Raw genomic sequence first — 20,303 nt, 5'->3', positions numbered from 1 at the left:
AGCACGGCTTATGCCACTAATTAGTGGCATCATTTTTCCAGGCCGGTTTCGGCTTTTCTTCCAACGATCCGGTTGCGCCTGCAGGCAGAGTCCCACGAAAGACCGCCCCAACCAATCCGGTTTTGACTTGGACTTTCCTCATAACTCAAAGCTCAAAGCTCGTAGCTGATTTTCCCCAGCCATAAAAAAACGCGACCGAAGCCGCGTTCTTGTTCGACATCTCCTGGGGGAATTACCGGCCCAGAATATCCCGGGAGATAATTTCCTTCATGATCTCGCTGGTACCGCCGTAGATGCGCTGGATGCGGGCGTCCACGTAATCACGGGAGATCGGGTACTCCTGCATGTAGCCATAGCCACCGAACAGTTGCAGACACTTGTCGGCGACCACGCCCTGCAGCTCGGTGGTGGTGAGCTTGGCGATGGAGGCGTTGGTGGTGCTGAGTTCCCCTTTATCGTATTCGGTGGTGCACTGGCTGCAGAACGCCTTGTTGATCTGGGTCTGGGCGTGCAGGTCCGCCAGCACGTAGCGGGTGTTCTGGAACTTGCTGATCGGTTGACCGAAGGCCATGCGCTCCTGGGTGTATTCAATGGTGCGCTCGATCATGCCTTCACAGGCGGCCACAGCCCCCAGGGCGAGGATCAGGCGCTCGCGGGGCAGCTCGTTCATCAGGTTGGCAAAGCCTTTGCCTTCGCCACCCAGAATCTGGTCGGCGCCGAGCGTGACGTCTTCAAAAAACAGCTCGGAGGTATCAGCCGCGTGGTGGCCCATTTTTTCCAGGTTACGGCCACGGGAAAAACCGGGCAGGGTGCAATCCACGGTGAACAGGGTCATGCCTTTGGAGCCGGCATTGGGGTCGGTCTTGGTGGCCAGTACGATCACGTCGCAGTGCTGACCGTTGGTGATGAAGGTCTTCTGACCATTGATCACGTAGTTATCGCCGCTCTTGTCGGCACGGGTCTTCATACCCTGCAGGTCGGAACCGGCACCAGGCTCGGTCATGCCGATAGCGCCGACGGCTTCGCCGGAAACCATTTTCGGCAGCCAGGTCTGCTTCTGCTCTTCTGAACCCAGGTGAAGAATGTAGGGGGCAACAATGTCGGAATGCACAGACAGGTTGGAGGCCAGGGCGCCGTAACCGGCACGCGAGCACTCTTCGATGATGACGGCCGACAGGGTGAAGGTGGCGCCGAAGCCGCCGTACTCTTCCGGTACGTCAACGCACAACAGGCCGTTTTCGCCCATCTTGTTCCACAATTCGCGGGGGAATTTTTCGTCTTTTTCCCACTGGTTGTAGTAGGGGGCCACTTCGTTTTCGAGGAATTTCTTGACGTTGTCGCGGAACAGTTCGATTTCGTTCTGATCAAGCATACTGGCTAGTCCTGTTGGTCAATAACGGGCACGGGCAAGGCCCTGCCGGCAAAATATGGCCAACATTCTAGCGACAAGCCGGGCGGCTCACATCCTCCCGGGGTGACCCTTCGGTCCGTTGTATACCCCGGCAGGATCACGCCCTGTCATTTACGCCGGTTCGACGACGATATCTGCGGTGAGCGAATTGGCCACAAAACAGTTGCGGTGCGCACTGTCGTGAAGCTTGCGCAGGGCCGGGCCATCCAGATCGGTTTCGTCGAAGACCACCCGCGGCCGCAGCACAATGCGGGTGATAGCCATGCGGCCGTCGGCGTTCTTTTCCACAACGCCCGAGGGCTGATCGATGTAACTGAGGACTTTGATGCCCCGCTTGGCGGCGATGGAAAGGAACGTGAGCATGTGGCAACTGGCGGTAGCAGCGACAACCGCTTCGTCCGGGTTGACCCGATTGGTCTGGCCAAAAAAGTCTGGCGAGGCCGACGCCTGCACGACCTCCCCTCCCCCCAGGGTCCATTCGTGATCCCGGTTGAAGGATTCATAGTCGAACGGTGTGTTCGGCTTGAGATGCCAGGCTACCGTTGCACCATATTCATTCATGGTCGATCTCCCTTTCTCTACACGATGACTTTCACCATGAGCCGGTTGGCGCCGAAAGGCAACTCAACCAAGGTCGATCTTGATCACCGTCAAGGTTTGGCGGGTGGACGGCGCTTCTACCGCGAATGAAGAGCTGGGAAGGGTAATCGCGGTCGAACGACCGCTCCCACTCTATCGCCTGACACCTGCGGGCGACTGCAAGGCAACATAGCGTCTGCCACCCTCAGCTCGCTGGGGCTTCAGTGTTACTCCGTGCTCGGAACCGGTTTGAGCAGACAGCGTTCAACCTGATCCATAACCCGGGTGCTGTACAGCAACGCGCAGTGTCCCAGATAGGGCACATTGATGTTTTCTTCTGCTCCGTGCAGCACGGCGGTGGACACCGGCAGGACGAAGTTGTCCATGTTGGAGTAGATGGAAAAATAGCGGGCACTGCCGGGGCAGGGCTCCCCCGTAGCCAGCTCGCGAATGAACGGGCTTTGATAGCGCAGCTGCGCGGCGGCGCCCAGCGGCGGGAACAGGGCAGCAATACGCGAACCATAGTGTGGGCTGCCCAGCGTCACCACGCGGTCCACTTTACCGTCCAGCCCCAGATTTTTCATGGCGTAACGGGTCAGCGGGCCGCCCATGGAATGGCAAATCAGATGGGCTTTTTCTGCGCCGGTGGCATCGAGAATACGCTGAACGTGGTCGACCACCTGCTGCGAGAGTTTACGGGCATTGATATGCGGCGGGGTGTAACTCACTGAATAGACGTTGGACCAGCCACGCCATTTAAGTCGCCACTGCATGAACAGAAAGTTGGCACTGTTACCACCGTAGCCATGCACCAGAATCACCGGCACCTCACCATGATGGCGGGTACGCGCCGGCGAAGCATCATGGATCAGGCGCAACGGGTAACTGGCCACCAGCAGGGTCAAGGCGGCAGCTTCCTTGACGATGCCGAGCACCACCGACAGCGGGCGCAACGGCTCTTCACCTGGCAGTGCTGCCTGCTCCGGAAAACTGCGGCGGTCGTAATACCAGCACAGGTAAAACGCCAGAGTGGTCAACACCGTGCCCAATACCAGCAACGCCAGTAACATCAGGATCACGCTCATAAACAGGCCGCCTCTTTCGAATTATTTTTATCGACACTACCAGTCGGCACCGAATGCCGGCACCAGCCGGTAAGACTGTCAGACAGGATAGCGAAATGCAGCCTACATCAGCCCCTGGGCCTTGAGCCACTCGGTGCAGTAACCCACTGCTTCAGCCATCTTGTCCTGCTGGCCGAAATAATAGTGGTTAGCGCCTTTCACTTCACGCAGCTCGGCCTGCCCCGGGGCAAAACTGTCATACAAACGGTGCGTGTGGCTGGGGGTACAGGCGTTGTCGGCGGTGTTGCCGATCACCAGCGCCGGTATGCGGATGCGTTTGGCGCAGGCCGGGCCATTGGCACGGGAATCATCAAAGCTCCACTGGCTGAGCCAGCCCCGCAAGGTGTTGAAACGGGCCAGCGCCACCGGGCCATTGTTGACGGTTTCCGGGTCACCGAGATAGCAGGTTCCGGGGGCGCGTTCATTGGGGTCTTGTTCCGGGTCCAGCCAGCGCACATCACACATGGTGCGATGTACCACGAAACCAAACTCTTCCGTGTTCTGGCCCTTGCTGCGGAAGTCTTCCAGCTTGCTTTTCACCCAGTCGGTAATGCGCCGGTTGCGGTCGATCTGTGCCTGGCGGAAACGGGCCACAAACGCCTCGCTGTAGGGCGGCTGATTGGGGCAGTCCGGATGATAGATGTCCAGTTCCCGGTCTCGGTCGTCCGGGTTGTTCTCGTCCTTAACCGACGGGTCCAGCCATTCGGTCATGGTAATGGCACGGGACACATGGGCTGCCAGCAACATGATGCCGTCGGCGGGAATCAGCTTCTGGGACACCAGGTCGTAGGGGTCGCCCGCAGGGGTCTCGGTAATCTGCGGGTCTTCCGCTTCGGCCTGGTACATCAGACTCAGGGAACCACCGCCCGACCAACCACCCAGCACCACTTTTTCGTAACCCAGTTTTTCTTTGGCATAGCGCACACACGCGCCCAGATCCGCCACCACTTTTTCCATCAACAGGGCACTGTCGGCACCGCGATAGCGACTGTTGCAATAAATCACCGACAACCCGGCCTTGGCCAGCGCCGACACCATCGGCAGGTAGGCGCCACCGCCCACCGGGTGCATGAACACCACCACGGTCTTGCCGGGCCCGCTTTTCGGGGTCAGCAGGTGGGCTTCCAGGGTCACCAGGTCCATAGGGCCGGCATAGGTATCCTTGAAGCTGGATTGCTCGGTAAACGCGATCAGATGCGGGGTGCGGTCGTAGTGCTTGCTCATTCTGCCTGTTCCTTGTTCTTGTCTTTCTCGCCTTTCTCGACCGCGGCTTTCACTTTGGAAAAATCGGTCTTACTCATATCGATGCCGCGCATGTCCAGGGCGGCGCCAAACAGCGCCTCTTTCTGGGCTCGGGTTTTTTCTGTCCACGCCTTGAGCGCATCGTGGGCCTGGGCGGCATCCGCTTCCACCACCTGGTCGTAACTGGGATCACGCACCGTGATTTCCAGCGGAATGCCGTTGGGGTCGACAAAGTAGATGGAATGAATGAATTCATGGTCTACCGGGCCAAAGCAGGGGCGGCCGGCCTTGTTGATGCGACGGCGCCAGTCTTTCAGCTCTTCCATGGTGTCCACTTCGAAGGCCAGGTGGAGATCGAAGGCATGGCGCGGGCGAAACATCATCTCGTCGGCACTGTCCGGGGCATCAAAGAAGGCCACGAAGTTGCCATCCCCCATCTGGAAGAAGAGATGCATGTAATCCACCTTGCGGCCGGTGCCGGGCTCTTCATCGAACACCATGGCCAGGGTCAGAGGCATGCCCAGCACATCCTCGTAAAACCAGCGGGTCTGTTCCGCATCGCGGCAGCGGTAGGCGCCGTGATGGACGTGTTTGAGCGTGGCACAGGGGGTCAGGCTGCTCATGGAGTCGCTCCTGTTTGTTATCGGTATCAGTGGCCCATTGTGGTCACAGGGGCGCGCCGAACTGAAAACCGAAACCACCAAGAACTTGTCAGTTCTGGCCACTCGCGCATGCCGTTGCACAGTGGCACACTGAGCGCCCAGTTAACGGGTAGGACAAAGGTATGAGCGACCAGGCCATCATCAATGAAGTGGGGCTGCGCGACGGGCTGCAGAACCAGCCGGTAACCGTCGACACCGACACCAAGGCACAGCTGGCCCGGTTGCTGGTAGACGCGGGCATGCGCTACCTGGAGCCAGTGAGCTTCGTGAGCCCGAAAGCCATTCCGCAAATGGCCGACGCGGCGGCGCTCACCCCCCTGCTACCCCACGACGAGGGCCTGCATTACACCGCGCTGGTCCCCAACCTGAAGGGCTACCAGCTGGCGCGGGACGCAGGCTACCCCACGGTGGCGCTGGTGCTGTCCACCACCGATACCTTTAACCAGCGCAACCTGAACATGAGCCTGGAACAGGCCGCCCAAAGCTGCGAGGCGATCATTGCCGCCGCAAAAGAGGACGGCATTGCCACCCGCACCTACATTGCCGGTTCGTTCGCCTGCCCTTACGACGGCCCCATGCCAGTCACCCTGCCGCAGAAACTGGCCGCGCGCATGTTTGCCGCCGGTAGCGACGAAGTGGCCATCGCCGACACCATTGGCGCCGGCAACCCCCAGCAGATGAAGGACATCATGGCGCCGCTGATCCGGGAATTCGGGGCGGAGAAATTCTACGTACACCTGCACGACACCCGCGGGTTGGCTGCTGCCATGGCCTGGGCCGCCGCAGATCTGGGTGTGCGCCGTTTCGATGCCTCGGTGGGCGGCCTGGGCGGCTGCCCGTTTGCCCCCGGTGCCACCGGCAACATGGCCACGGAAGATCTGGTCTACCTGCTGGAAAGTGCCGGCCTGAAGACCGGTATTGATGTAGAAAAATTGCGCGCCGCGGTGGCGCTGGCGCAGCAAGCGACCCAGCGACCACTGGGTGGCCGCATCCTCAGCTGGATGGAATCCCAGGAGAACCAGGGCAAGACACCCTGCCTGTGGTAATCGGCCAACAAAGAGGCCAACCCCCACCATCAAAAACGCCGGGCAACCTCACTGCCCGGCGTTTCATTGTATGGCGTCTTATCGCCTGTCTATCCCGTTATCAGGGTGTGTAGGGATAACGGAACTCGCCAGACAAGGAAATGGCATCATCATTGTTGGGCAGGACCGGCCCCATATTCCTCGCCACCAGGGTTGCGATATACGTCCCTTCTACCACGCCATCGCTTACGCTGGTCACATTGATGGTACAGGAGGCGCCTTCAGACAGGTTTTGGGTGCCTGACTGGGTGTAGGTCGCGCCGTAGGGAATGTTGGCCGGCGTTGACAGTGACATGGTCGGCTTCAAGCCACCCACATCAGTGTTGCAGGTAAAGCTGCCCACCTGCATGGGAATGTTGGACCACACCATCCGCAGCTGATTGTTCGGCGATTCCAGATCACTGAACACCTTGGAGAAGTAACCGTTACTGCCGTTGGAGGAATACTCCGAGGCCAGCTGAAAGCGCTCCCCCTGGGTGAAATGCGTGTTGCCATCATCAATGGTCATGGAAATCCCCTGGGTTTCCTGACCCAGGGCGCCTTCATCACCGCCGTTGTCAGCATGGAAGGTCTGCGTGGTGAAGTTACGGAACTTGCCATGCACGACCAGGGTTCGCTCGGCCGCCGGCAATTCAATATCGCCTGTCCCCAACCCTGAGCCAAAGGCGGCACCGCCCCCATTACTCGGCCCCATCAAGGTAGCCGTATACGTGCCCACATATTTACGGCCAGCATTCTGTTCGACGGTAACCGTACAACTTCCCCCATTGGCACTCTGGAACTTGAACAGCGGGTCACTGACCGTCACCCACCCCATCTTCAGAGTCACTTCCGTGTCACCATCCTCGCAGCTGTACTCTCCAGCTTCCGGGTTATTGTTGCTGCCGGCCTGGATCTCGAATTTCAGCGTGTGGTCAGGATGTGAGCCATCCAGCAATGGCCTGCCACCCAGGAAATGGCCAGAGCGCATTTCGCGAGTACCGCTATCAATGGTCATGTCCCAACGGATTTCATCTGCCAGCGCCGGCGCCTCACCCTCTGTGCCAGTGTGAATGAAAATACGGAACTGGCCACCGCTCAGGGTGATTTGTTCATCATCCTTGTCGTTGCTTAGCGTGGCGCTGATGATGCGGCCTTCCGTGGCGCCGTTGCTGAAGTGGTAATCCACGTACAACTCGCACTCTGTAGCCGTCCAGGTTTTCTGCACCACTGGGCTGGCAGCGTAGTCTACCGTCAGCAGGGAGACACCCGTACTCTGGCCACACAGCTGAGTGCCCAGATTGCCGTGGGCCACGTTCACCTGAGCCCAGGCCAGATCATCGCCATTAAACGGCGTCGTATTAATGGTGTTGTAATCACTGTCATAGTTATGGGCACGAATCTGGCGCTTGGCCGTGGTGGCCATGAACGATTCGATAAACGGTTGCTCCAGGGCCCAGACCTTGCCATCGTGCACCACTGCGACACCATTGCGCATCTCCAGCAACTCCGCACCGGGCTCTGGTTCCGGGTCTGTGCTGTCTTCCTGAATCAGGGCACGCGTGGTTGCACCAGCCCCGTCATCATGAATGATTTCCATGACCTCCAGGTCTGCGTTGAGATACACCCGTACGCGCTCGTCGCTATCAGACTGGCCATAATTCACCGCGACACGACGGTCGGTGGCCACATTGGTGCGGTCATAAATTTCAACAATGTCGGCAACGGTAAAACCGATGTCGGTGTCAAAATCGATATCACCCTGTGCCGAAATGATAACGGTGCCACGGGCATGGTTACGGGTGGCACTTCCACAACTCGCGCAGTAACCCGGGTCACCCTCGCCGTTACCGATCACCGTGTAAGTACCGGCGTAATTCGTGAGTACGTTGAGGTTCGCGGGTAATTCCGGGTCAACCGGTTCTTCGTCTTCCGGTGCGTCCGGGAACTGGCCCAGGTTGCCGTCTTTCACCAGATTCAGCAGTGCGTTGTAATCAGCGATAGAAGGGTCGTCATCAATGGCTTCCTGGATCGCATCCAGCACCTGGTCCCAGGCATCGCCAACCGCCAGCGCGGTGCTGAACGGGTCGCCGCCGGGCAGGGTAAAACCGGCATTGGTCATGGCCGTAAGCAGCTCGGTTTTCTTGCTGGCAATGGTGCTGGCATCGGGCCAGTTGGCCGGGGTCGCAATCCAGCTGCCGTCGGCAAGGCCGGTAGCAAGGGCCAACACCATGTCGGTGATCGGGGTGATATTGATCGTTCCTGCCTGGCTGGCATAGCTGCGCAAGGTTACCGAGGGCGTACCGCCGGTTACCGTCAACACACACGGCAAGGCAGTGCTGGTGATGTCGCCACTCCAGACCCCATCGGCATTGGTGGTAACGGTGGACGTGAAGCCACTGCCATCGGCACATTCTGCGGTAACGGTGCCGGTCTGGATGGCGGCACCGACGGCTGCAGTACCAGAAAGGCTTGACGCGGCAGGCGCAGACGGCCCGCCGCCTCCGCCATTACCGCTCGAACTATCGCGACTGCTGTCGCCGCCACAACCTGCCACGGCCAGGATGACCCCCAGCAGTCCGGCACGAAACACGAACTTCCCTATTGTTGGCTGCATACCCGATCCCCACGCTGCCTGATTAAAATGGATACTGGCAGCATAGGAGTGGTGGGGAAATTTCAGCACCCCTTAAACAGGGGGGAGGAAACCGGAAAGCACGGGGGGCTCGTTCAGGAGGGATTCACCAGCCCCATATGGATCGCTTTCAGGGTCGCTTCCGCACGGGTATTGACCTGCAGCTTGGCGTAGACATCTTTCATGTAACCGGCCGCCGTATAGTGGGAAATACCCAGCTTCTGGGCTGCATGCTTCACGCTCAATCCCTTGGCGATCAAGGTCAGCATATCCTTTTCTCTCCCGGTCAGGGTCGCTTCCTTTTCGCCAAAGACAGGATGAAACTGCTCAAGTACGCACCGGGCAATGGAGGCTGACAACGGGGGGCGACCAGCAAGGATGCCGGACAACTGATTACTGAATTCGGCCTCGGTATCATCTTTCAACAAGTATCCATCCGCCCCGGACCGCAAGGAACCAAAAAGATGCTCGGCATCATCAAAGATGGTGGTGACCACACACATCGCCTGGCGATTGGCTTCCTTGAAGGGTCGAATCAGTCCAACACCATTCCCGTCGGGCAAGCCCAGATCAATCAACGCCAGATCATAGGCGTGCGCATCGATTTTATCCCGGGCTTGCGCCAGCGTTCCCGCCTGGTCTATCTGTGTCGGCGACAGCAGGCTGGCCACCTGTGCGTGCAGCCACTGAGCCACATCAGGCAGATCTTCCACAATCAATACCTGCCTGATTGCATCCATGCTTGCACTCCAAATCCGCGAAAATAAAAATGTGAACCGAATCACGCAAATAATATATTCTTCAATCGTCCAAAAACAGATTGTTCGAATCACCGTAGTAGTAATCGGTGGCAACCCCATGGATCAACCCCCGAAAAACGGGGGTGGGGTAATGTCATTGCACATAGGGAACATGCATGCTTTCGCTGAAAACACGAATTATCGCCGGGCTTTTCCTGGTCGCCATCTATGGCTTGCTAGCTATCGCCACCGCACTCTCCCTACCTTCCAGCAACATTGTTTTTCAACACAATGCTGAACAGCTTGTCGCCACCATCCCTGGCACTGGCGATATCACGGTGGTCGCGTTCAGTAACGGGCAATCCTCCCATCCCGCCACGCCCTCTCTGCTACTGGAAGAGCCGGATGTACTGCCTTACTACAGCGATCTCAATCGTTTTTTCGACACACATAGCAAACTGTCCCAATGGCTTACCGAGGGCACGTTGCTGCTGGTAGATGACGCTGACAACCACTACCCCGTGCAATCACAGCAACGCCAGCTGACCCAGCTTCCCGGCCTTTTCTGGTTACAGCTGGTCTGTGGGCTAGCCGGAATGGTGATTTGTATTCTTGTCTGGGTGCCCGCCAAGCGCGAGATTTCCATCCATTCATTCGCGTTAACAGGACTGAGTTACGTCTTGTTCTCTTCGGCCGCGGCAATCTACAGCACTCGTGATTTTTTTATTTCCGGCTCACTGTTTACCTGGCTGTCCGGTCTGAATCATTTTGGCGCCTTGCTGTTTTCCGCATCGCTCGCCGCTTTCCTGTGGAACTACCCGCGCCGCTTCCCGTATCGCTGGCTTACCGCAGGGTTTTACCTCACGTTTGCCGTGGCCATCGTTATTGATCAAGGACAATGGGTTGCAAGCCCGGTTGACGGCTTTCATTCCTGGGTGATGGGGATTTTTCTGGCGGGGTTATTAGGTTCAGTCTGGCAGTGGCGGCAAACGCGACAGCAGCAGGGCGACCGATCCGCGTTACGCTGGGTCGTCATTTCCATTGTTGCGGGCACCGCCTTTTTCGCCGGCGGCATGATTCTTCCTGCCATGCTACAGGTCGCTCAACCGGCTTCTCAGGGTTTGCTTTTTACCACCTTCCTGCTGATGTATCTGGGCATGGCATTAGGCGTGGTAAGGCATCGCCTTTTCGCACTGGAGCCGTGGTGGTTTTCATTATGGTCCTGGTTGTTGGGCGGCCTCTTTATCATGCTCACGGATCTGTTGCTGGCCATGATGCTCAGCCTGTCCGGGCCGGTCACGCTGACCCTGTCCGTCGCCCTGATTGGCTGGCTTTACTTCCCCTTACGCCAGTATCTGTGGAAGAAAATGTTCCTGCGCCATCGGCAGGAACTGGATGAATGGTTAGCACAGGCATTGCCCGCCATGCTCAAAGCCCAACAGGATACGCAGACCAACGCCGGCATGGAGCAAGCCTTGAACGCGGTATTCCAGCCTCTTGCCATTGAAGCCATTGCCACAGTTGCCCCGCATATTCACATCCCTGATCAGGGAACCACCCTGATTGTTCCAGACCCTCTGGAACAACGCAGCTGGAGACTGCAACACGCTCAACAAGGGGCGCGCGTTTTCAATCGGCAAGATAGTCGTATTGCCGGTCTGGTACTGTCACTGCACCAACTGGTAAGCCAGGCCAGGATTGCACACGCCAAGGGAGTCAGAGAGGAGCGGCTTCGCATACGTAGGGATATGCACGATGACCTCGGTGCCAAACTGCTGCAGTTACTGCACCGTTCCTCCGACACCACCAAACCCCTGGTTCGCGAAGCCATTCACGACTTGCGGGATCTTCTCAAGGACATGGAAGGCGAATCACTCTCCCTGGAAGCCGCGACCCTCCAGTGGCAGGAAGAAACCCTGCAGCGCTGCAAAGATCATGGCGCAGAACTGGTTTGGCAAGCCCGCGCCAGCACAACGGTTCTTGGCGCCAGCGAGTTCAGTGAACTAACACGTATGTTGAGGGAAGCAGTGACCAATGCCCTCAAGCATGCCTCAACCACCGTTTTGTCTGTCACCGTGGAGCAACCTGGCGCTGTTTTGACACTGCTAATCGAAAATGATGGTGTGCACGCGGATCATGCTCAAGGATCGGTACGAGGCCTGGAGATCATGGATAGTCGGGCCCGTAAACTGGGTGGATGCTGTCAATACCACAAGGTTGAGGGTCGCTGGCAAGTCACGCTGGAGGTTCCACTGTCCAACACCATCGCCTGATGCCACCCACAAAAAACGGGCCGCAATGCGGCCCGTTTTTTATGGTTTCAGAATCAGCGCGATGATGACGCTTTTACAGCAACCATGCCAACCAGCCCTTGGGTCAGGCTCTGTGTTTCTGCATCATAAGATGCAGGAATCAGATTAACCTGGTATCGGGTTATGTCTCTGGCTGTAGAGTTGGACGTTCCACTCATGGCACTCAACAGACCCAACCCCTTGCTGAGACCAGAGGTGAGCTTGTCGGTTGTCGTGGTGACATCCTCGATGCTGCTGTAGAACGCGTTGGGTGTAGCCAGTGCATTGCTGGTGCTGAATACCGGCATATGATTTGTCTTGATCATGCACTCTTCCTTGCCAAAACGACTCCAGCATTTTTGCTGTGCCACCGGCTGGAAGCGAACATCTCCACGAGCGGTTAGCTGAATCGTGGCATCCACCTTGGCGGAGTCCTTGTTGGAAAGCCCGGCAAAACTTTTATGGCCATCCGACTCCAGCTTGGCAAAGTCGATCAGGATATTAATGTTCACACCAGTGAGTCCAAGATCCTTGATCAGGCGACCTTCATGTTGCTGGGCGGAACTGCCCGCTGCAGCCTTGAACGCTTGCCCAAAACCGCTTGCCGTGCCGATGTAACGAGGATCAGAAATAGTCTCTCCCTCACGACCCATCACCAGATAACGCGTGCCCCCTGTTCCCTTGTACTCAAAGGGGCTTTCCCGGCCTTCAGCATGCATGGCCTGGTAATGCGGGTTCGCCTTGAGGGTCTGATGCGGCACCACCTCAAACCCCGCGTTGGCCAGCTGCTGCTCAGCGTTATCACAGGCCTTGTTGGCAAGACGCTGCATCTCGGCTTCTTCCACCCCTTTGGCCGCATACGTTACGGTCACTTTGACATCGGAACGGCGGGTTGTACCCGTGGCGCGCGTGGCATCGGAACGGAAGCCGCCGCTGGTAGAGGCAGACGCTGCACTGTTGACACCAAACATGACGTTGCAGGACAACACCCCGATCTTGTCGACCCCTTCCATGTACTTTTCGTTTTCCGCTGCAATAAAGGTGTCCGCCTGGCTGGCGGCAGAACCCTTCGCATCATAGGTCGGTGCTTCGCTTGCGGTGGTTGCACAACCGGACACCAGTGCGGTTAGCGCCATGGCTGGAACAGCCTTGTTCCCGAATATCATTTTCATTGGTTTTCCCCGTGGATTTTTTTGATTTTTTCCCTGTTGGCAGCATACGGATTCATGACGCAAGTTCAGGCCATCGACCCAGCCGTATGCATCCAATCCTGACAACGGAATCAGGTGTTCACGGTGAGAAAAGCTGGTCAGAAATCCCGGCAAAGCTGGAGGGGTGAAAATGGAAAGTCATGTGTACGACTGGCAGAACGGGCATCCTTGCCGGCCAGGTACACGACCAACACATCCTTTGCCATGACCAACTTCCCTGCCATGAGAAGTTGGTCACATCCTACGGTGCTGCCGGAGAAGCGTGACCCCCCTGAACAGGGGGGTGCGGTGAAGGGGCCGTACGCTTAGCGCGGCGCGATAATCATGCAGGTGCAGGTGGCATGGGCGTAGAGTTTGCCTTCGTCATCGACAATGCGGCCTTCCGATATCACCAGGTTACGACCCCGATTGATGACTTTGCCTTCGGCTTTCAGTGGAGTGTTGAACGGAACCGGACGGCACATTTTGATGTTCAGGTCGGTGGTGCCGTAACTCTCACCAGCGCCAAGCACGGTATGCGTGGCACAGCCGGTCACCGAATCCAGAACGGTGGCGGCAAAACCGCCATGCACCCCGCCAAGCGGGTTGGTGTGCCGCTCATCTGCGGTGGCAATGAACACCACTCGGCCTTCTTCTACCGTGTCGGGATCCATGGGGATCGTTTCGGAAATCGGGGCGCGGGGAATCTTGCCCGCCGCGAAAGCCTGCATGATTTGCAGGCCGGTCATGGACGCAGGGTTCATGATGGAATCCTCTTGAAATGATGGACTCCATTCTAGGTTCCTTTTTGGAACTTACAATCCCATACAGGCCGTTTACCTGCGCGCCCTGCTACAGTGCCACTGCACGAACACAGTTACGCCCCTGCTCCTTGGCGGCATAGAGCGCCTGGTCTGCAGCACTGAGCAAGGCATCAGCGGTTGGTGTCTCTTCCGGGTCATTAGGCACCAACGTAGCCACCCCCACACTAAGATGAACCTCGCGGGGCAACCCTTCGATACCCGATACCGCGGTGCGGAACCGGTCTGCCACGGCCTGGGCCTGGTTGATGCCGGCGCCAGGCAACAGCGCCACGAATTCTTCGCCACCGTAGCGGGCCAACATGTCGCTCCCCCGGGTCACGCCCTGCAGCGCCTCAGCCACGGCCTGGAGAGCAGTATCCCCCTCGCCATGGCCATATTGATCGTTGAATTCCTTGAAAAAATCCACGTCCATAAAGACCGCGGAAAGAGGTTCCCGGGTTCGCAAACTGCTGGCATGGGCCTGACGGAGAAACTCCATCAATACCATACGATTATTGAGGCCGGTAAGCGGGTCGGTTCGGGCCAGATCCGCCAGCTCCTGATTCAGTTGTGCCAGCTCATCGCGCTGTTCCAGCAGCGCCGTCTCTGCCAACACCCGAGCGGTGATATCTTCGATCTGGGACAGGAAATAGCGCGGTGTCCCATCACGGTGACGCACAATCGATACCGCCAGCAACACCCAGACAATATGCCCATCGCTGTGGAAATAACGCTTCTTCATCCAGTAGCTGTTCTTCTTCCCGTCCAGCAGGGCCTGGACATGGTCCATGTCGGTGTCCAGATCTTCCGGGTGGGTAATGGTCTGAAAATCGATTTTCAGCAGCGCCTCTTCGCTGTAGCCCACCAGCCGACACAGGGCCTTGTTTACCCGTAACCAGCGCCCTTCAGGCGACACAATCGCCATGCCAATCGCCGCAAACCGAAAGGCCCCTTCAAACAGCGCCACGCTTTGCTCCATCTCGTGGACGGCTTTTTCTCGCTGACGACGCAGGCTGGCTCGTTCTACCGCAAGCCCTATCGACTGAGCCATCAGTTCAAGGAACTCGATTTCTTCGATAGTGAACGGAAAAGGGCGAATCGCCGGGTCGCTAAAATTGAGGGTGCCAAATACCTTGCCGGCCACATGGATTGGCGCGGCAATATAGGATTCCAGCGCCATGCCCACATAGACCGGGTGGCTGCGCATATCTTCCAACGCGCCCACATGATGCAGGGCAACAGTCCCCTGCTTGTGAATCACTCTTGAGCAGTAGGTATCACCCAGCGAGAAGACATCGCCCACCTGGATTCCACCCGCCTCGGCATCTACGGCCAGCACCGTATACTGCTGATTCTGGATCCGGCTGACGATACCGACAGACAACCCGAGCAGGTCACAGCCGGCCTTCAGGTAAGCCTGGTACAGGCTGCCCAGATCCTGATGATCCTCCAGTGCCAACCGGTGTAATTCCCGAAGACTGGTGACACTGAAGTCGCGACGGTCATCCATGCCTCGCCTCTCCTGTTGCATTACGCTTCCCTGATAGTTATCCCATTGACGGGGGCGCAAGTAAAAAGGAGTTATGAAAAAGATGCATATCACTGGTCCGCATTTTCAGGCCACTGAAACAAAAAAGGCGCCATCGGCGCCTTTTCTGCAACTTTTTCCGGAAAATCAGTGCAATCGGAACAGGATCTGCAGCAATTGAATCCCCAGCAGTACCACCAGCGGGCTCAGATCAAAGCCCCCCATGGGCGGCAGCAACTTGCGCACGGGAGCCATCACCGGCTCCGTAATCTGAACAATGATCCGCACCACCGGGTTGTAGGGGTCAGGCGCTACCCAGCTAAGGATGACCCGGATCAGCACCGCCCAGAACACGTAGTTGAGAATCACGCTGGCCAGCTCTCGCAGGGCATAGAGCACCAACTGCCCCCCGATACCGCTGGGGAATCCGCCCACCTGGATGCCAAGAATGACCAGTGCCTTGAGAATAATGAGTGCCACCACCAGCACCAGCGAAGCCACGTCCAGACCACCATACCCCGGGATAATCCGGCGCAGGGGTTTGAGCAACGGGTTGGTCGCCTTGAGCACGAACTGGGAAATCGGGTTATAGAAATCGGCACGCGCCAACTGCAGCACAAACCGGGTCAGCACAATAAAAATGTAGGCGCTGAAGGCAAAGTCCAGCAGATAAATCAGGGCACCCTGGGGGTTCATGGATCACTCCGTTGGTCGCAACAGGGGGTAGAGTTTGGGGCAAGACGGGGGAAAATCAAGCTGTCAGCTATGAGCTATGAGCTGCGAGAAAAAGACGCGCCACAGCCATCCTTTAACCCAATGCCATTCCCGCACTCAAACGATAAGGCGCGGGCACAGGGGTCGAAAATTGACACCTCTTCCCGCGCCTCGTAGCTGGTAGCTCACAGCTCGTAGCTGCTTTTTACCCGGCCAACTCTTCTGACCGCTCCCGCGCGGCGGCGACGGCGGCCTGAACCTGCTCGCGGAAACCCGCTTCCTCAAATACGTTCAGCGCAGCGGCCGTGGTCCCGCCCGGGCTGGTGACCTGTTGGCGCAGGGCATCCGGGCCGACTTCACTGGTAATGGCCAGCTGAGCGGCCCCCCAGGCGGTCTGCAGCACCATCTGACGAGCGGTGGCGGCATCCAGTCCCTGGGCTTTGCCCGCTTCGATCAGCGATTCCATCAGCAAGAAGAAATAAGCCGGGCCAGACCCGGACACGGCCGTCACCGCATCCAGCTCTTTTTCTTCGTCGAACCAGAAGGTCAGACCCACAGAGCCCAGGATTTCCTTGGCCATGGCTTTTTGTTCATCGCTGACACCGGCTGCCGCAAACAGCCCGGTGGCCCCTGCCTGTACCAGTGAGGGCGTGTTGGGCATGGAACGCACCACCGGGGTCTCGCCTAGCCAGCTTTTCAGGTTGGCCACGGTGATACCGGCAGCGATGGAGATCACCAGCGGCTGGCGATCGGCGATCAGATCACGCAGGTTCTCACAAACCTCCTGCATCATCTGTGGTTTCACAGCCAGCACCAGCACATCCACACGGCTGAGCACATCCCGGTTGTCGGCGCTCACGTGTACCCGGTGTAGCTGGGCCACTTCGTCGAGGCGATCCTTTGACGGGTCGCTCATCCAGATTCGGGCCGGGCGAATTCCTTTCGCCACCATGCCACCGGCCAGGCTGGTTGCCATGTTGCCGGCACCGATAAAACCGATCAGTTGCTGTGCCATAACTGCGTTGTCCTGTAGTTGTCGCGCAAGCGACACGCCAAAGCTAGCGGGCCGGGCGGGGGCCAAACAGGGCCGTACCCAGGCGAACCAGGGTGGCGCCTTCTTCGATGGCCACCCCAAAATCCGCACTCATGCCCATGGAGAGCGTGTCGAGGGCCGGCATTGTATTGCGCAATTGTGACAGTGTCATGGCGAGCTGTCGGAAAGCCGCCCGGTTGTTGTCATCACTGTCCGCCCGGGGGATCGCCATCAGGCCGCGCAGCGTCAGGTTCGGAAGGTCTACAATGGCCTTCGCGAGCTCGGCCACGCCCTCCAGGGGCACCCCGCTTTTGCTGGCTTCGTCGTCCACATTCACCTGTATACAGACCTGCAGGGGGGGCAACGTCTGCGGGCGCTGCTCGCTCAAACGGCGCGCCACCTTGAGGCGGTCCACGGAGTGCACCCAGTCAAACCGGGCAGCGATATCACGGGTCTTGTTGGACTGGATCGGGCCGATGAAGTGCCATACCAACCCTCGCTCCGCCAAGGCATCCATCTTGTCGAGCGCCTCCTGGAGGTAGTTTTCGCCGAAATGGCACTGGCCCTGGTCCGCCAACACCGCCAGCTCATCAGCACTGCGGGTCTTGCTGACGGCTAGCAGCTGTACCTGCTCCCGGGGTCGCCCGGCCTGTTCACAGGCGTCCTGCAGGGCGTGTTCAATCTCTTGCAGTGGGGTCTGTTCCGTCATGTTCGCTCGGTCAGTTGGGGCAAAAAGGGCCAGCGGCAGCGGTTGAGCCGTCTGGCGGCAGGCAGGTACCAGCCGACAATTCACCACACGGTTTCTTGAACGCCTCAAAAGGTCGGGTTACTTTAGGCATGCGACGATTTTCTGAGGCTCCCGGCCAATCGGGAGCCAACATAATAACAAAGGGCCGCCCAAGGCACCCTTTACAACGCCATAACAGCAAGTACACACCATGGATATTACCGAGCTGCTCGCCTTCAGCGCCAAGAACGGCGCCTCTGATCTTCACCTGTCCGCAGGTCTGCCCCCCATGATCCGCGTTGACGGCGATGTTCGCCGCATCAACCTGCCGGCCATGGAGCACAAGGAAGTCCACGCGCTGATCTACGACATCATGAACGACAAGCAGCGCAAGGACTTCGAGGAATTCTTCGAGACCGACTTTTCCTTCGAGGTTCCCGGTGTAGCCCGTTTCCGGGTCAACGCCTTTAACCACAACCGGGGTGCCGGTGCGGTATTCCGGACCATTCCTTCCAAGGTACTGACCATGGAAGACCTGGGGATGGGCAAGGTATTCCAGAAGGTCTCCGAGTTCCCCCGTGGCATTGTGCTGGTCACCGGCCCCACCGGCTCCGGCAAGTCCACAACACTGGCGGCCATGCTCGACTACATCAACAACACCCGTTACGAGCACATCCTCACCATCGAGGACCCCATCGAATTCGTACACGAATCCAAGAAATGCCTGGTGAACCAGCGGGAAGTCCACCGTGACACCCTGGGCTTCGCCGAAGCCCTGCGCTCGGCCCTGCGGGAAGACCCGGACATCATTCTGGTAGGGGAAATGCGGGACCTGGAAACCATCCGCCTGGCACTCACCGCGGCGGAAACCGGGCACCTGGTGTTCGGCACCCTGCACACTACCTCAGCCGCCAAGACCATTGACCGGGTTGTTGACGTTTTCCCCGCCGAAGAAAAGGCCATGGTGCGCTCCATGCTGTCCGAATCCCTTCAGGCGGTAGTGTCACAAACCCTGATGAAGAAGAATGGCGGCGGCCGGGTGGCCGCCCACGAAATCATGATCGGTACCCCCGCAATCCGTAACCTGATCCGTGAAGACAAGGTCGCGCAGATGTACTCCGCCATCCAGACCGGCGGCGCCCTGGGCATGCAAACCCTGGATCAGTGCCTGCAGGGTCTGGTGCAGAAGGGGCTGGTGGCCCGGGAAGTGGCCCGCGAAAAAGCCAAGAGCCCGGACTCGATCTAACGAGGAGATGTCACCATGGAATTCGAAGAGCTCCTCAAACTGATGGTCCAGAAAGGCGGTTCCGACCTGTTCATTACCGCCGGCGTCCCCCCCAGCATGAAAGTCCACGGCAAGATTCTGCCGGTGACCAAAAACGCCCTGACCCCGGACATGACCAGGGATATCGTGTTCGGCGTGATGACCGAAAAACAACGCAAGGATTTCGTTGAACACCACGAGTGTAACTTCGCCATCTCCGCCCGCGGCATTGGCCGTTTCCGGGTCTCGGCCTTTTACCAGCGCAACCTGGTCGGCATGGTGCTGCGGCGTATTGAAACCAAGATCCCCAATGTGGATGACCTGCGTTTACCGCCGGTGATCAAGGAACTGGCCATGACAAAGCGTGGCCTGGTGATTTTCGTGGGTGCCACCGGTACCGGTAAATCCACCTCGCTGGCGTCCATGATTGGCCACCGCAACAAGAATTCCAAGGGTCACATCATCACCATCGAGGACCCCATCGAATTCATTCACCAGCATCAGGGCTGCATCGTGACCCAGCGCGAAGTGGGCATCGACACCGACAGCTTTGAAGTGGCGTTGAAGAATACCCTGCGTCAGGCGCCTGATGTGATTCTGATTGGTGAGATCCGCACCCGGGAAACCATGGACAAGGCCATCGCCTTCGCCGAAACCGGTCACCTGTGTCTGGCCACCCTGCACGCCAACAACGCCAACCAGGCGCTGGACCGGATCATTCACTTCTTCCCGGCCGATATGCACGACCAGCTGTGGATGGACCTGTCACTGAACATGAAAGGCATTGTTGCCCAGCAGCTGATCCCCACCCCGGACGGCAAGGGCCGCCGCGCGGCCATTGAAGTTCTGCTCGGCACGCCGCTGGTGCAGGACCACATCCGCAAGGGTGAAGTGCACATGCTCAAGGAGCTGATGAGCAAATCCCGCGAACAAGGCATGCAGACCTTCGACCAGGCCCTGTATGACCTCTATTCCGCCGGCGAAATCACCTACGAAGACGCCATGCTCCACGCCGACTCGCCCAACGATCTGCGCCTGATGATCAAGCTTGGCAACGAAACCGATGCCTCAAGCCTGGATATCGCCACACGCGGGTTGAGCATCGAGGACACGGAATAAAAGTAGTTAACAATTAACAGTGAAGAGTGAATAGCTACGCGGGGAAGCCCGTGCTGGCGGAAACGACAAGGCCGCGCCCGAATGATTGGGCGCGGCCTTGTCTTTTGGTTCATCGCGGATTAACGGGAATCGTCCACAGAAAAGTCCCTTCCGTAGGAGATTCTATGTTGTCCATCC

At 58.2% G+C, this 20,303-nt stretch carries 17 protein-coding genes; 4 read left to right on the top strand and 13 right to left on the bottom strand.

The features are described from left to right. Positions 1-232: 232 nt before the first annotated feature. From A15D_RS01135 to A15D_RS01115, 5 genes are all read right to left on the bottom strand, one after another. Entirely contained in the window at positions 233-1,372 is a 1,140-nt protein-coding gene (locus A15D_RS01135; protein ID WP_102790441.1) for an acyl-CoA dehydrogenase family protein, read from the bottom strand. Between the two features lie 150 nt (positions 1,373-1,522). Next, a complete protein-coding gene (locus A15D_RS01130; protein WP_022985810.1) occupies positions 1,523-1,972 on the bottom strand; it encodes an OsmC family protein in 450 nt (149 codons plus the stop codon). 245 nt (positions 1,973-2,217) lie between these two features. Further along, positions 2,218-3,075, bottom strand: coding sequence for a triacylglycerol lipase (locus A15D_RS01125; RefSeq protein WP_102790440.1), 858 nt, complete (start codon positions 3,073-3,075; stop codon positions 2,218-2,220). A 102-nt stretch (positions 3,076-3,177) separates the two neighbouring features. Next, positions 3,178-4,338 (bottom strand): S9 family peptidase, encoded by a 1,161-nt coding sequence (locus tag A15D_RS01120; protein WP_102790439.1) that lies wholly within the window; start codon positions 4,336-4,338, stop codon positions 3,178-3,180. Further along, entirely contained in the window at positions 4,335-4,979 is a 645-nt protein-coding gene (locus A15D_RS01115; RefSeq protein WP_102790438.1) for a VOC family protein, read from the bottom strand. The genes A15D_RS01120 and A15D_RS01115 overlap by 4 nt, the downstream gene beginning before the upstream one ends. Positions 4,980-5,140: 161 nt before the next feature. Here A15D_RS01115 and A15D_RS01110 point away from each other — a divergent pair, with 161 nt between their 5' ends. Beyond that, positions 5,141-6,064 (top strand): hydroxymethylglutaryl-CoA lyase, encoded by a 924-nt coding sequence (locus tag A15D_RS01110; RefSeq protein WP_102790437.1) that lies wholly within the window; start codon positions 5,141-5,143, stop codon positions 6,062-6,064. A 100-nt stretch (positions 6,065-6,164) separates the two neighbouring features. Here the strand turns inward: A15D_RS01110 and A15D_RS01105 are convergent, their stop codons facing one another. After that, complete coding sequence (locus A15D_RS01105) at positions 6,165-8,699, bottom strand: hypothetical protein (RefSeq protein WP_146026826.1); 2,535 nt, start codon at positions 8,697-8,699, stop codon at positions 6,165-6,167. Between the two features lie 113 nt (positions 8,700-8,812). Continuing rightward, entirely contained in the window at positions 8,813-9,457 is a 645-nt protein-coding gene (locus A15D_RS01100; RefSeq protein WP_102790435.1) for a response regulator transcription factor, read from the bottom strand. 176 nt (positions 9,458-9,633) lie between these two features. On the opposite strand from A15D_RS01100, the gene A15D_RS01095 reads away from it, so the two are divergent. Then, positions 9,634-11,730 carry an ATP-binding protein gene (locus A15D_RS01095; RefSeq protein ID WP_102790434.1) on the top strand — a complete coding sequence of 699 codons (2,097 nt, stop codon included), beginning with the start codon at positions 9,634-9,636 and terminating at the stop codon, positions 11,728-11,730. Positions 11,731-11,783: 53 nt separating this feature from the next. On the opposite strand, the gene A15D_RS01090 is transcribed toward A15D_RS01095, so the two are convergent. From A15D_RS01090 to A15D_RS01065, 6 genes are all read right to left on the bottom strand, one after another. After that, a complete protein-coding gene (locus tag A15D_RS01090) occupies positions 11,784-12,920 on the bottom strand; it encodes a hypothetical protein (protein ID WP_102790433.1) in 1,137 nt (378 codons plus the stop codon). A 344-nt stretch (positions 12,921-13,264) separates the two neighbouring features. Further along, on the bottom strand, positions 13,265-13,702 hold the full coding sequence (locus A15D_RS01085) for a PaaI family thioesterase (protein ID WP_022985820.1): 438 nt from the start codon (positions 13,700-13,702) through the stop codon (positions 13,265-13,267). An 88-nt stretch (positions 13,703-13,790) separates the two neighbouring features. Then, complete coding sequence (locus tag A15D_RS01080) at positions 13,791-15,251, bottom strand: sensor domain-containing diguanylate cyclase (protein WP_102790432.1); 1,461 nt, start codon at positions 15,249-15,251, stop codon at positions 13,791-13,793. Between the two features lie 165 nt (positions 15,252-15,416). Beyond that, positions 15,417-15,965 (bottom strand): YggT family protein, encoded by a 549-nt coding sequence (locus tag A15D_RS01075; RefSeq protein ID WP_102790431.1) that lies wholly within the window; start codon positions 15,963-15,965, stop codon positions 15,417-15,419. A 223-nt stretch (positions 15,966-16,188) separates the two neighbouring features. Continuing rightward, positions 16,189-16,998 carry a pyrroline-5-carboxylate reductase gene (gene proC / locus A15D_RS01070; RefSeq protein ID WP_102790430.1) on the bottom strand — a complete coding sequence of 270 codons (810 nt, stop codon included), beginning with the start codon at positions 16,996-16,998 and terminating at the stop codon, positions 16,189-16,191. Positions 16,999-17,041: 43 nt separating this feature from the next. Beyond that, positions 17,042-17,725, bottom strand: a complete 684-nt coding sequence (locus A15D_RS01065) for a YggS family pyridoxal phosphate-dependent enzyme (RefSeq protein ID WP_102790552.1) — start codon at positions 17,723-17,725, stop codon at positions 17,042-17,044. Positions 17,726-17,954: 229 nt separating this feature from the next. Here A15D_RS01065 and A15D_RS01060 point away from each other — a divergent pair, with 229 nt between their 5' ends. Both A15D_RS01060 and A15D_RS01055 read left to right on the top strand, forming a co-directional pair. Beyond that, positions 17,955-18,989, top strand: a complete 1,035-nt coding sequence (locus tag A15D_RS01060) for a type IV pilus twitching motility protein PilT (RefSeq protein WP_022985825.1) — start codon at positions 17,955-17,957, stop codon at positions 18,987-18,989. 15 nt (positions 18,990-19,004) lie between these two features. Beyond that, the gene (locus A15D_RS01055; protein WP_102790429.1) at positions 19,005-20,126 is read left to right on the top strand and encodes a PilT/PilU family type 4a pilus ATPase; all 1,122 of its coding nucleotides are present in this window, start codon (positions 19,005-19,007) and stop codon (positions 20,124-20,126) included. The last annotated feature ends 177 nt before the right edge of the window (positions 20,127-20,303 follow it).

Origin of the sequence: Alcanivorax sp. MD8A (assembly GCF_002888555.1) — a bacterium.
In the GTDB taxonomy this organism is placed as follows: domain Bacteria; phylum Pseudomonadota; class Gammaproteobacteria; order Pseudomonadales; family Alcanivoracaceae; genus Alcanivorax.
This window is presented reverse-complemented; position numbering and strand designations above follow the sequence as displayed.

What these genes read in the sequence shown, in the direction of transcription:
- A15D_RS01105 (WP_146026826.1), bottom strand. Translation starts at nt 8,699, where the DNA reads ATGCAGCCAACAATAGGGAAGTTCGTGTTTCGTGCCGGACTGCTGGGG.
- A15D_RS01090 (WP_102790433.1), bottom strand. Translation starts at nt 12,920, where the DNA reads ATGAAAATGATATTCGGGAACAAGGCTGTTCCAGCCATGGCGCTAACC.
- A15D_RS01080 (WP_102790432.1), bottom strand. Translation starts at nt 15,251, where the DNA reads ATGGATGACCGTCGCGACTTCAGTGTCACCAGTCTTCGGGAATTACAC.
- A15D_RS01060 (WP_022985825.1), top strand. Translation starts at nt 17,955, where the DNA reads ATGGATATTACCGAGCTGCTCGCCTTCAGCGCCAAGAACGGCGCCTCT.
- A15D_RS01100 (WP_102790435.1), bottom strand. Translation starts at nt 9,457, where the DNA reads ATGGATGCAATCAGGCAGGTATTGATTGTGGAAGATCTGCCTGATGTG.
- A15D_RS01065 (WP_102790552.1), bottom strand. Translation starts at nt 17,725, where the DNA reads ATGACGGAACAGACCCCACTGCAAGAGATTGAACACGCCCTGCAGGAC.
- A15D_RS01110 (WP_102790437.1), top strand. Translation starts at nt 5,141, where the DNA reads ATGAGCGACCAGGCCATCATCAATGAAGTGGGGCTGCGCGACGGGCTG.
- A15D_RS01055 (WP_102790429.1), top strand. Translation starts at nt 19,005, where the DNA reads ATGGAATTCGAAGAGCTCCTCAAACTGATGGTCCAGAAAGGCGGTTCC.
- A15D_RS01075 (WP_102790431.1), bottom strand. Translation starts at nt 15,965, where the DNA reads ATGAACCCCCAGGGTGCCCTGATTTATCTGCTGGACTTTGCCTTCAGC.
- A15D_RS01085 (WP_022985820.1), bottom strand. Translation starts at nt 13,702, where the DNA reads ATGAACCCTGCGTCCATGACCGGCCTGCAAATCATGCAGGCTTTCGCG.
- A15D_RS01130 (WP_022985810.1), bottom strand. Translation starts at nt 1,972, where the DNA reads ATGAATGAATATGGTGCAACGGTAGCCTGGCATCTCAAGCCGAACACA.
- A15D_RS01135 (WP_102790441.1), bottom strand. Translation starts at nt 1,372, where the DNA reads ATGCTTGATCAGAACGAAATCGAACTGTTCCGCGACAACGTCAAGAAA.
- A15D_RS01120 (WP_102790439.1), bottom strand. Translation starts at nt 4,338, where the DNA reads ATGAGCAAGCACTACGACCGCACCCCGCATCTGATCGCGTTTACCGAG.
- A15D_RS01115 (WP_102790438.1), bottom strand. Translation starts at nt 4,979, where the DNA reads ATGAGCAGCCTGACCCCCTGTGCCACGCTCAAACACGTCCATCACGGC.
- proC (WP_102790430.1), bottom strand. Translation starts at nt 16,998, where the DNA reads ATGGCACAGCAACTGATCGGTTTTATCGGTGCCGGCAACATGGCAACC.
- A15D_RS01095 (WP_102790434.1), top strand. Translation starts at nt 9,634, where the DNA reads ATGCTTTCGCTGAAAACACGAATTATCGCCGGGCTTTTCCTGGTCGCC.
- A15D_RS01125 (WP_102790440.1), bottom strand. Translation starts at nt 3,075, where the DNA reads ATGAGCGTGATCCTGATGTTACTGGCGTTGCTGGTATTGGGCACGGTG.